Raw genomic sequence first — 11798 nt, 5'->3', positions numbered from 1 at the left:
CCATGCTCACGATGAAGCATTCAGCTTTCGCGGCTTCTCTGGCTGCCAAAGCTGTAAAGGCATTGACGGAAGAGGCTCTTCTTACGCCCAAGCCTGGACTTGTCGATGCCAGAGACAATGGCTCTCATACAGATATGTCCATCGATCTGATGCTTGCATCCGCAAGAGTATTGGAGGATACGTTTCGGGAAATAGCCATTGTGTCATACCTTCACCCGGTGGACCAGACTTTGCGCGAGCAGATAGCTCTAATCGGGCGGGAAGGCGAGAAGGTGATGCTCCGTGCAACGAACGGTGTCAATACACATAAGGGTGCCATTTGGGCCCTTGGCCTTTTAACCAGTGCACGGGCAGCCTTTCCAAGGGAACGGGACCCGCATCAGATTATGAGCATTGCAGGAAGAATCGCATCGTTCCATGATCGGTATCGCCCGGTGCAGCAGACGAATGGACAATCGGTTAAGAAGAAATACGCGGTAGTGGGGGCAGAGGAAGAAGCGAAGCTAGGCTTTCCGCACATCCGGGACGAAGCTTTGCCTGCTTTGCTGCGCGCCAGGGCTTGTGGGAAGACAGAGGTGGAAGCACGCATAGAAGCTTTAGTGGCCTTGATGGCAAGTGTGGATGATACCTGTATCCTGCACCGCGGTCAGTTGTCGGATCTGACGGCGATTCAGAGAATGTCCGCAGCGTTCCTTGCAGCAGACGGATTCAGAACCCAGACGGGCAGAAAGCTGCTCTACCGCTTGTCCGAGTATTGCAATGTTAGACAACTCTCACCCGGAGGAAGTGCCGACCTGCTAGCTGCCACATTATTTCTTATCGATTGATACTTTTAATTGGAGGTGTTTCTGAAGGATGGAAAAATTACAGTTTCAATACCAGACTACGAAGACTATCCGTAAGCCGGCACATATCGGTGTTGTCGGTTCGGGGGATTTGGAGATTATTGTAGAGCCTGTGGAAGGCCAGACCACCAACGTCAGCATTTTAACAGGCAGTGAAGGATTTGGACAAGTATGGGAGAATGTGCTGACCCGTTTTTTTAACCGTTATCCGATTACTGCCAATATTACAGTTCATGACTTCGGAGCTACTCCGGGTGTAGTAATGCTTAGATTTACGCAAGTGCTGGAGGTGCTTGACTATGCAGAATAGTTTTGTGGAGCTGAATGGACGCGAGAGAGCCAGAGCGTTACTGGACGAGGGGACTTTCCGGGAGTTGCTTGGGCCGTTGGACCAAATCCAATCCCCCCACCTGGAGCCGCAAGGCATTGTTCCTCAGAGTGATGATGGAATCATTCTGGGTCTTGGTGAAATACACAGACAGAAGGTCTTGATCATTTCGATGGAAGGCGCTTTTCAAGGAGGCGGGATTGGAGAAGTCAGCGGGGCCAAAATTTCCGGAGCGCTTGAACTGGCACTGAAAGAGAATGAGAGAGGGAACAAACTATATCCCATCATGATCTTCGATACAGGGGGCGTTCGGCTACAGGAAGCGAACTATGGGTTGTTGTCGATTTCGGAGATTGCCACCCAGGTCGTTGCTCTGCGTAAATACGTTCCTGTTATCGGACTGATCCCGGGCCGCGTAGGGGCATTTGGGGGAATGTCCATTACTGCAGAATTGTTTACCACTCTGATTGCTACGAAGAAAGCGCGCCTCGGTCTGAACGGTCCGGAGGTCATTGAGCAGGAAGCAGGGGTGATGGAGTTCGATTCAAGCGACAAAGCCTTGATTTGGAACACAATCGGAGTCAACCAGCGCTTCCATACCGGATTGATTGACGAAGTGGTGGAAGATACGACGGATGCAGTTATCGAAGCGATTGATACTGCGCTCAAGGCACCGGCAAAGCCTGCTAAAACAGAGCAAATCGATTTCTATCTGACCCTGTTAAGCAATCTTGAACCTACAGAACCTTGGACACCTGAGCGCTATCGCGAATTTTACAAGCAGATACAGCCTGTGCAACAGCCTGTCCCGCTGGCAAAAGAGGGCGCGGCCGACATTTCGGACAGTAGAGGTTATCGCTGGTTCTCCCGCTTGACGGGCATTACTCACCCAGTCAGCGATGTTCCTTCCGTACTTGCGGCCGACGTGGAAAAGAACGGGCAATTGTGCAGATATATCGCCATTGTTCCGGATACCTCCAACCGATTCCCGCGTGTCAGAAACGGTGAGGTCGGTATGCTTGAAGGCTGGACGGTGGCTCAAGTCATCAAGGACGCAATCCGTCAGGATGAGAAAAAAGAAGCCAAACGTCCGATCATTGCCATCATTGATGTACCGAGTCAAGCCTACGGCTATAAGGAAGAAATGGTCGGCATCAGCCTTGCCCTCGCTGCAAGTGCAGATGCTTATGCTACCGCTAGATTAGAGGGTCATCCGGTCATCGGTGTGATCGTCGGTAACGCGATTTCCGGAGGCTTCCTCGCGCATGGGCTGCAATCGAATCGTTTGATAGCACTGGATGACAGCAAGGTCAATATTCAGGCCATGTCCAAGGCTTCTGCTGCCCGAATCACCAAGCGGACGATTGCCGAGCTTGATGAAGCTACCAAGAAAGTTCCAGCCATGGCCTACGATGTGCGCAGCTACAGTACTCTGGGAGCACTATATTCGCTGCTGAGCGGAATCCAAGCGGACGATCCACAGAACAGTGATGTAGCCATTGTGGAACGGACCATTTCCGAGGCTATTGAGAGTACGAAAGGTGCGCCTCGTGACCTTAGCTTCCGCTTGCAGACCAAGGAAGCTCTGGCAGGTGGGCGTACAGCAACTAATAACGTGCGACAAGCGCTTTTGGAGCAATGGTAATTCGGCCACATGATCTGATTGAAGTGTCCAATTTGAAATATCTCTCCTTCTACGAAGACAAGGAGTGGGTAACCGCCTCGCTGAGGCGGGCCCCCTTTGTAGTCGTTCGCAGGGCTGAACCGTCGGTGGATGGTTGTATTCCTGTCGGAATACGTGGAACAGAGCGAAATCAACGGGAATCTGCCTTGCTTGGCCCGGAGGGCGTGTGCCAGCTCGTGTCTCCTTATGCGATAGCAGAGCGCCAGATGTGGAACTCTTTATCTGCAACAAGACGGCAACAGCCTGTCCTGCAGGTGATGGATTTGTTAGCAGAAATCATGCTGGATTGGCGCTGGGGACCAGTGGGAAGTGCGGGATTCGAAATAGTAACGCAATACCCAACTGTGAAGGAAACGAGTGATCTTGACCTTGTTATAGATGGTTCAGAGGTTATTGATTATGCAGCAGCTGAAAGACTTGTGCACAAGTTGGAGCATCTGGGTGTTCGAATTGACATTCAATTGGAGACAAGAGACGGTGCCTACGTCCTGCGCGAAATTCTTGAGAGACGGGCCAGCACCGTGGTGCTGCGAACTTCTTCAGGTCCGAAGCTCGTCCGCAATCCTTGGCAATGATGGATGTACTATACCAACGGCAAAAGGGAGGAATGCACGACCATTTGATGTATGCAAACATAAGCTCTCAAAGGGGAAGTGCGTATTATGGAAAACACTACAGCCCAAAAAGTTAATATTAATGAAAGCGACATCTTGAAGGTGTTTGCCGTCAGCGGAGCGATCCTGCAAAGCGTTCTGGGAATGTTTCTGAAGTATGCACACACTAATGATGACCTAGCCTTATTAGGCGTCATTTTCAATATAGTAAAGTATACTGCGCCAGTCTTTATTTTTGCCATTGTATATGGGATGGTGAAAAATAATCAGCATACGAAGGTATCCCATTTTTACAAGGAAAAATTCGGTGAGCTCGTGATTCCTTATTTACTGTGGGCAGCGGCTGGCTTAATTTTCTTCCCGGAAATTCAGGTTAATCAGCACGTTACATCATTCTGGACGCTCATCGAGTCATTTGTGCTCGGTAATGCATCATCACAGTTTTGGTACACGGTGATGATGTTGCAATTTCAAGTGCTGATGCCAGTCCTTATTTTCATCTGCTACAAATACCTGGCTAAGCCTAAGCGGGTCATTCCGCTGCTTATTGTGAGCTTCGTGATCTTCGGAGCGTGGCTATGGATGTACGATACCTTCGTATTCCGAGGAGCATATGCGATTAGTCTGCGTTACCTTGACCGCTTTTTCGTTAGCTATTTTATTTATGCTTTACTAGGTGGAATCGCTTGGGTATATAAGAAACAGTTCGACGGAGTGCTTCGCCGGATTCAGTTCATACTCATTCCAGTAATGCTTCTTATTCTCATTTGGACAAATCATGAATTTTTCGGTTTTGGATTTGAGGATATGTCCTTCGGAAATCTGATTTATCTGAAGCCGTCCATGACCTTGTACAGTCTGGTAGTGATATTCCTGATTTACATGCTGGCAAGGCATCTGATCAGCGTGAATTCCCGTTCACTTCCCTATTACAAATGGTTATCTACTTACGCGTACCGAGCCTTTACAGCGAATGTATTCATTCTGGTCATCGTGCTGCGCTTGTTTGGTGACTTGATAAGCCAGCTTCCTTTCTTCGTGGGGCTACTCTTGGTTTATCTATCGACTGTGGCCTGCTCCTTCGGCATCGTTTATGCCTTTGCGCAGATAAAGGTGTGGGCTGAGGGGGTATTTCTGAGACAAAAAGGAGCACACAGCACCAATCACTAAGATAAGTGCTTAAAAATAAACAATACATGTAACATCGTGTATATGACACTATAATTTATTGTATTTAAGTTATTAGCAGATTAACGGCAACCCATAAGGGTATCTCGATGATTGAAGAGATACCCTTTTTGTGAACCTGAACTTGCTTACATCAACCGCTGTATTTCATCCTTCAGAATTTCGGACCGAGTACCGAAAATCACCTGTATTGCACCGCTGCCAAGCCTGATAATTCCCGAAGCTCCGAGCTGCTTGAGAGCTTGGTCGTTAACCGCTTTTTCGTCTTTGACAACCAGCCGCAGCCGTGTAATACATGCATCAATGCTTTGGATGTTGTCCGAACCGCCAAGCTGGGCCAGTATTTTTTCTGCATAGCTCGTTTGGCTGTCCAATGGGGCTTCTGGCTTTTCAATGGATATGGCTTGGCTCGTATCCGAAAGGAGGCTGTCTTCTACATCGTCTTCACGCCCGGGGGTTTTGAGATTGAATTTGACAATGATAAACCGGAACAGGAAATAATATACGATGGCAAAAGCCAGACCGACTGCAATCATTCGCAGCGGGTGGGTGGACAGCTTCATGTTGACCAAATAGTCGATGAGGCCTGCTGAAAAAGAAAAGCCGAGTTTGACATCCAGCAGGTACATGATCAGGCCACTCAGACCTGTAAGCAGCGCATGGATGCCATAAAGCAACGGTGCAATGAACATAAAAGAAAATTCGAGGGGCTCGGTAATTCCGGTCAAAAACGATGCAAGCGCAGATCCGATGAAAATAGAAGCGACCGCTTTGCGTTTTTCAGGTTTGGCTGTGTGGATGAATGCGAGGGCGGCTGCCGGGAGAGCGAACATCATAATGGGGAAGAAGCCGGACATGAATAGACCCGCCGATTTATCGCCTGCAAAGAAACGGGTCAGGTCACCATGGACAACCTCGCCAGCTGCATTCGTATAGTCACCAATCTGAAACCACGCGATCGAGTTTAGTACATGGTGCAGACCGAGCGGGATCAGCAGCCGATTGGCAATCATGAACACCATCGATCCTATTCCGCCGAAGCCGACGATCCAGTTGCCGAAGGTCGCAATCGCATCTTGTACCGGGCTCCAGATCATGCCGAATAAAACGCCCAAGATCATGGTGGTGAAGGCGGTAATCATGGGAACGAAACGTTTGCCGGAGAAGAAGCCGAGCCAATCCGGAAGCTGGATGTTATGATATTTTTTGAACAGATAAGCGGACCATCCACCGATAAAAATGCCACCCAGCACCCCCATATCCAGCTTAACGTCATCGGGGATATATGCGAAAATGCCTGGTACTGCCGCCAAAATACGGGTCAGCACCATATAGGCGATGACTGCGGATAGTGCGGCTACCGCATCCCCTGCCAGGCCGATCGCAACACCGATGGCAAAGATTAATGCCAGGTTGCCGAAGATGGCGCCCGCGCCTTCGTTCAAAAAAGGAGTGACATAATGATTCAAAAAGCCGCCTACCGCAGAGCCAAGCGGAATATCCGTCTCATAGTTGATCAGAGCCAGCCCTTGCAAAATTCCAGCCGCGGGTAGTGTGGCTACTGGAAGCATTAAAGACTTTCCGATTTTTTGCAGTAATTTCAGCATAACCTTCTTCCCTTCATCATCGATTTGGGAGCAATATGTTCTCTCTGAAATATGTGCCGACAACCAAAAAGAGCCGCCAAGCTACCCATTTTTTTACATCATAAAGCGAAGAATCTGACATGGTCAACGATTATTTGGATACATAGAACAATGTAAATTTGTAGTTGACATCGCTTACATGCTTATATAATATCAAATTTAAGTTAATAATCGTGATGGAGACAGGAGAGCCACGCAGACATCCCATGCTAAACACGGGAGCGGTTTGTGATGGCTTTTCTTTTTTTGACGCGCGATGAAAGCGATTAAAAATCGGGTGGTCTATTGAGGAGGTAGGTTGTATGTCGCCATACGCAGCCGAGTTTATAGGGACGATGATTTTGATTGTTCTGGGTAGCGGAGTGTGCGCAGGGGTATCCCTGAAAAAATCATTTGCCCACGCTTCCGGCTGGATTGTCATCGGAATGGGATGGGGACTCGCGGTTGCTATTGCAGTGTATGCCGTAGGTCAAATCAGCGGAGCGCATTTGAATCCGGCGGTGACGCTGGCGTTGGCATTTCAGGGTGTCTTTCCATGGCAAGACGTTCCCGGCTATATTGTGGCTCAGGTTCTTGGTGCCATGGCGGGTGCTGTGATTGTGGTTTTGCATTATTGGCCCCATTGGAAAGAGACGGAGGACGCAGCCACCAAACTTGGTGTATTTGCCACAGGACCAGCTATGGATCATCCATTCGCCAACGTGCTTAGTGAAATGATAGGTACTTTCATCTTTGTTCTTGCTTTACAGTCGCTTGGCGCAAATTCATTTACAGAGGGCCTGCATCCGTTGATTGTGGGCTTTCTGGTAGTGAGTATCGGTTTATCCCTTGGCGGGACGACGGGCTATGCCATTAATCCGGCGAGGGATTTTGGCCCGCGTCTTGTACATTATTTACTACCGATTCCCGGCAAGGGAGCATCCGGCTGGAAATATGCGTGGGTGCCCATTGTAGGACCACTGCTGGGTGGCTCTTTCGGAGGGCTGTTCTACCAGGCTGTGTTTAAAGGATATGCAAGTCCGGCTTTTTGGATTATGCTAGGCATCATTGTGATTGTATTACTGGTTACCTTCCGTTTCAGTCGTACTTATAAAAGCTCTATCACCAACAAACTAACCGTATAAAATGGATTGATTTACAGGGGAGAGATGAACGATGGAAAAATATATTTTGTCACTGGATCAAGGAACGACAAGCTCAAGAGCGATTTTGTTCAATAAAGAAGGAGATGTGGTGTATTCCGCTCAACGGGAATTTCCGCAATATTTTCCCCACCCCGGCTGGGTGGAGCAGAATGCAAATGAAATCTGGAGTTCCATTTTGGGAGTCATCGCATCCTGTCTTTCCGAATCCGGTGTAAAGGCAAACCAGGTTGCCGCCATCGGTATCACTAACCAGCGGGAATCGGTAGTCGTATGGGACAAAAATACGGGATTGCCTGTGTACAATGTGCTCGTATGGCAGTCGCGCCAAACCTCGGACATCTGCGAGGAATTGAAGCGGCAAGGGCATGAGGAGCTGTTTCACAGTAAAACAGGGCTGCTGATCGATCCGTATTTTTCCGGTACCAAAGTGAAGTGGATACTGGACCATGTGGAGGGTGCGAGGGAAAAGGCAGAGCGGGGCGACTTGTTATTCGGCACGATTGATTCGTGGCTGATCTGGAAGCTTTCTGGTGGAACCGCGCATGTGACGGACTACTCCAATGCAGCCCGGACGCTGATGTATAACATTTATGAGCTCAAGTGGGATGAAGAACTGCTCGACATTCTAGGTGTGCCCAAAATCATGCTGCCTGAGGTGAGACCTTCCTCTGAGGTCTATGCGCACACGGTGGATTATCATTTCTTTGGTCAGAATATACCGATTGCCGGTGCAGCGGGTGACCAGCAGGCAGCTTTGTTCGGTCAGGCTTGTTACGAAAAAGGGATGATCAAAAATACTTACGGCACAGGCTGCTTTATGCTGATGAATACGGGGGATGAACCAGTGGAATCCAAGCATGGTCTCATTACAACCATCGCATGGGGGCTGGAGGAAGGCAAAGTGCAATATGCGCTGGAGGGGAGCGTGTTTGTAGCAGGCTCTGCGATTCAGTGGCTGCGCGACGGTCTGCGCATGTTCCGGGAAGCGAAGGATAGTGAGCCCTATGCGGCCCGTGTATCCTCTACAGAAGGGGTGTATCTTGTGCCTGCTTTTGTCGGACTGGGCAGTCCCTACTGGGATAGTGAGGTGCGTGGAGCGATGTTCGGACTGACACGGGGAACTACAAAGGAGCATTTTATCCGTGCCACATTGGAGTCACTTGCATATCAGACGAAGGATGTGCTTACGGCGATGGAGATCGATTCCGGCATTGCTGTGAAAATGCTGCGGGTGGATGGAGGCGCTGTACTGAACAATTTCCTGATGCAATTCCAGAGCGATATTTTGGATGCTACGGTGGAGCGGCCTGTTATTCATGAGACGACGGCACTGGGTGCCGCATGTCTGGCAGGTTTGGCGATTGGATACTGGAAGAGTATGGATGAGCTTCGCAAGCGTGTGAGGGCGGAACGTACTTTTGTCCCTACGATGGATGAGACAACGCGAGCCAGCTTGTATGAAGGCTGGAAAAAGGCCGTAAACGCGGCGATGGCCTACAAATAGCTTTTAGTTACTCAGATTAAAATACAGATGCCCCACAAGATGGCTACTTTGAGTAAAAAGTGTCCATCCTGCGGGGCACAGTCATGTAAGTCTGAGGTAACTCCCTATTTTCATTAATGTTAACCCTTGACCAGCGCAGGGTTCCAATTTTGCCGAGCTCCGCAGGAACTGCGGATGACCAGCTCCGGTTCTATCTTAATACATTTTGTCTCCATCTGTTTCTTCATCAGGTCGAACAGTACCATTGCGGCTAGACGGCCTATTTTTTGTGTGTCTTGCTTTACTGTGGTTAGTGGAGGGTCGGTATAACGACAGGCTTCTATATCGTCACATCCCACCACAGCTATATCCTCGGGTACTCTCAAGCCGCTTTCCTTGAAAGCACGGATGGCACCAAAGGCAAGCAGGTCGGTAGCCGCAAAAATAGCCTTTGGCAATTCTCCTTGCTGTACCCACGCCTTCGCGATCTGGTATCCATCTTCTGCCGCGTAGTCCTTGCCATACACAAACCATTCAGGTCTGACCTCAAGGCTAAACCGTTTTAGTGACGTGATAAAGGCTTCTTCTCTTTCTTTAATAACCAGGGACGGGCGTTCAATGCCTATAAAACCTAGATCACGATAGCCATTCATGTAAAAATGCTCAACAACCTTCATGGAAATCTTCTGATTGTCGGACATAATGTAGCAGGAATTGGCTCCGGTTAGTTCAATATCGACACCGATGCAGGGAATGGGACTGGCGTCGAGATCAAAAACGCTCTTTTCCACTTCATCTCCAGCAATAATAATGCACCCGTCCACTGAAAAATATTTCGAACGAGCCAAATAGTCCTCTCCACTATCCAGAAATTTTTCATTTGAAAAAAACAACAGATCGTAACCGAGCAAGCCAATCTGTTTTTTGAAGACATTAATGATATCTACAAAAAAAGGATGGCTAAAATCGACATTCAGCTTGCCAGCGAATATAACGCCTACCAGATTGGATTTTTTAGTAGCAAGCGTTTTGGCCGAGGAGGAGGGTCTATAGCCTGTTTCCTCCATTATTTTAAGAACCCGCTGCCGGGTTTCCTCACTGATATCCGTGTAATTGTTGATGATTTTCGAAACCGTTGCCACCGAAACGCCTGCCATACTAGCTATTGTTTTTATATTCATGAAATCCTCCGAAACTAAACTGGTTTAGTTGAATTAACTTTGCAATCTAAATTTAATGGTTACTCGTATTCTATGCTACCTCATAGAGGAGAGTCAACTGTACTCTTAGGAGAATAGTTTAGCACATCATGGGAATGAAAGTTTATTTTGGAGATGGTTTATGTTTTTTTTGTTATTTCGCAAATCTCTATTTACAAATACAGATCATTCGTTACATAATGGTAAATGTAAGTAACGAAACTGCTTTCGTAATGTATAAATGCATTTATTTTAAGATTATATGGGGGGATTCTGCAATGTTAAAAAAGAGTTTTTCATTACTTCTTGTAACCGCTTTAATTGTTGTGTTGGCCGCTTGTGGTAAAGGTAGCGGAGCTGCACAGGACGGGAATAAAAAGGTCACATTAAAGATTATTCATTGGCAGCAGGAGAATATTAATAACTATATAAAGGAATTTAATAAAAAGTTTGAAGAGAAGTACCCGGATGTTCAGGTGGAGTATACGACGGTACCTGCTGACTCAACGTATGATCAACTGATGCAAACACGTATGAATGCTGGTTCATCCGGTGATGCAGACATTATTCCTCTGAAATTCAGCTTCGTAGGCGCTCCGCAGGAATGGTCCAAGGGAGCAGCTGATCCAATGTGGAAGCAGTGGATTGACGGAGGACTTATAGCCGATCTGTCGGATCAGGCTTTTATAAAAAACTATAATCCTACAGATGTCAAAAATGCCATGACCTATAAGGACAAGGTATATGGTGTGAATATGGGTAAGGTGGCACTGACAGGTTTGTTCTACAACAAAGAGATTTTTGAAAAATATAATCTTGCTGTACCCACGACTTGGGATGAGTTGGTACATGTGATGAAGGTGCTCAAGGATAACGGCGTAGAACCGATTGGTTTTGGCGGTAAGGATGTATGGCCTATTAATCTTGCTGTCCAAGGGCTTCAGGCCTCTATTCATGATGATCAGCTGGAATATATCAAAGGGCTGTGGACAGGGAAGACGAAACTGACAGACCCCGTCCAGCTTGAGGTGCTGGAAAAAACACAAATATTGATGAACAATGCCATTGGTGGATTTATGGGGATTGACTACGGGACCTTGCCAAGTTTGTTTGCTACAGGGCGTGTAGCTATGATTGCGGATGGCACGTGGGATGCTACTACGATCCAGACAGCCAATCCAGAGATGAAATTTGGTTATTTCCCAATTCCGGGCAGCAATGATCCTGCCAAAAATAAAAACCTTGCAGGCAAGTACGATATGACATGGATGGTATTGGAAAAATCACCCAACAAGGATTATGCGATCAAATGGCTTGAAATGCTCTCCGAGAAGCAGAACTACACGGATTTTGTGAACGCCGCCGGATTTTTGCCCACACAGCCTGACGTGAAGATAAGCAGTGAATTTGTTAATGAAATTCAGCCTTCACTGGAAAACTTCAAGCTCTCTTGGGATCAGCTGTTTATTAATCGTAAAAATGTTGGACAGTACATTAAGGATGCCAGCGTACATGCGGAATTTCTGGCACCTGCGGGTCCGCTCAAGACACCATTGGAGCTTGCCCAAAAATCTCAGGCAGACTGGGATGCGGCAGCCCCTAAATAAATCAACAGGCTTTGCATGAGCGCAGATTGGCAACGGTAAAGCTCCCATAATAATGTAAA

General features: G+C 47.8%; 10 protein-coding genes. 8 read left to right on the top strand and 2 right to left on the bottom strand.

Annotated features, from left to right (window positions below):
* The first annotated feature begins 2 nt into the window (after window positions 1-2).
* The 5 genes from BAZ21_RS11270 to BAZ21_RS11250 all read left to right on the top strand — a co-directional run bounded on the left by BAZ21_RS11270 (window position 3) and on the right by BAZ21_RS11250 (window position 4641).
* Window positions 3-827 carry a triphosphoribosyl-dephospho-CoA synthase gene (locus tag BAZ21_RS11270; RefSeq protein WP_068500134.1) on the top strand — a complete coding sequence of 275 codons (825 nt, stop codon included), beginning with the start codon at window positions 3-5 and terminating at the stop codon, window positions 825-827.
* Between the two features lie 28 nt (window positions 828-855).
* Entirely contained in the window at window positions 856-1155 is a 300-nt protein-coding gene (locus BAZ21_RS11265) for a malonate decarboxylase subunit delta (RefSeq protein WP_068500130.1), read from the top strand.
* Window positions 1145-2818 (top strand): biotin-independent malonate decarboxylase subunit beta, encoded by a 1674-nt coding sequence (gene mdcD, locus BAZ21_RS11260; RefSeq protein WP_068500128.1) that lies wholly within the window; start codon window positions 1145-1147, stop codon window positions 2816-2818. Before BAZ21_RS11265 ends, mdcD begins: the two co-directional genes overlap by 11 nt.
* Window positions 2812-3432 (top strand): malonate decarboxylase holo-ACP synthase, encoded by a 621-nt coding sequence (locus tag BAZ21_RS11255; RefSeq protein WP_068500125.1) that lies wholly within the window; start codon window positions 2812-2814, stop codon window positions 3430-3432. The genes mdcD and BAZ21_RS11255 overlap by 7 nt, the downstream gene beginning before the upstream one ends.
* Window positions 3433-3519: 87 nt before the next feature.
* Window positions 3520-4641 carry an acyltransferase family protein gene (locus BAZ21_RS11250; RefSeq protein WP_068500123.1) on the top strand — a complete coding sequence of 374 codons (1122 nt, stop codon included), beginning with the start codon at window positions 3520-3522 and terminating at the stop codon, window positions 4639-4641.
* Window positions 4642-4787: 146 nt separating this feature from the next.
* Here BAZ21_RS11250 and BAZ21_RS11245 read toward each other — a convergent pair whose 3' ends face one another.
* The gene (locus tag BAZ21_RS11245; protein ID WP_068500120.1) at window positions 4788-6266 is read right to left on the bottom strand and encodes a PTS transporter subunit EIIC; all 1479 of its coding nucleotides are present in this window, start codon (window positions 6264-6266) and stop codon (window positions 4788-4790) included.
* Window positions 6267-6607: 341 nt separating this feature from the next.
* Here BAZ21_RS11245 and BAZ21_RS11240 point away from each other — a divergent pair, with 341 nt between their 5' ends.
* Together BAZ21_RS11240 and glpK are read left to right on the top strand one after the other, a co-directional pair.
* A complete protein-coding gene (locus tag BAZ21_RS11240) occupies window positions 6608-7429 on the top strand; it encodes an MIP/aquaporin family protein (RefSeq protein ID WP_068500117.1) in 822 nt (273 codons plus the stop codon).
* A gap of 31 nt (window positions 7430-7460) precedes the next feature.
* On the top strand, window positions 7461-8954 hold the full coding sequence (glpK, locus tag BAZ21_RS11235; protein WP_068500113.1) for a glycerol kinase GlpK: 1494 nt from the start codon (window positions 7461-7463) through the stop codon (window positions 8952-8954).
* Window positions 8955-9073: 119 nt separating this feature from the next.
* On the opposite strand, the gene BAZ21_RS11230 is transcribed toward glpK, so the two are convergent.
* Window positions 9074-10114 carry a LacI family DNA-binding transcriptional regulator gene (locus tag BAZ21_RS11230; RefSeq protein ID WP_068500109.1) on the bottom strand — a complete coding sequence of 347 codons (1041 nt, stop codon included), beginning with the start codon at window positions 10112-10114 and terminating at the stop codon, window positions 9074-9076.
* Between the two features lie 296 nt (window positions 10115-10410).
* Here BAZ21_RS11230 and BAZ21_RS11225 point away from each other — a divergent pair, with 296 nt between their 5' ends.
* Window positions 10411-11739, top strand: coding sequence for an ABC transporter substrate-binding protein (locus tag BAZ21_RS11225; RefSeq protein ID WP_068500106.1), 1329 nt, complete (start codon window positions 10411-10413; stop codon window positions 11737-11739).
* Window positions 11740-11798: the final 59 nt, after the last annotated feature.

This window comes from Paenibacillus kribbensis, assembly GCF_001705305.1.
Lineage (GTDB): Bacteria > Bacillota > Bacilli > Paenibacillales > Paenibacillaceae > Paenibacillus > Paenibacillus kribbensis_B.
The sequence above is the reverse complement of the archived record's forward strand: the minus strand, read 5'-3'. Positions and strand labels throughout refer to the sequence as shown.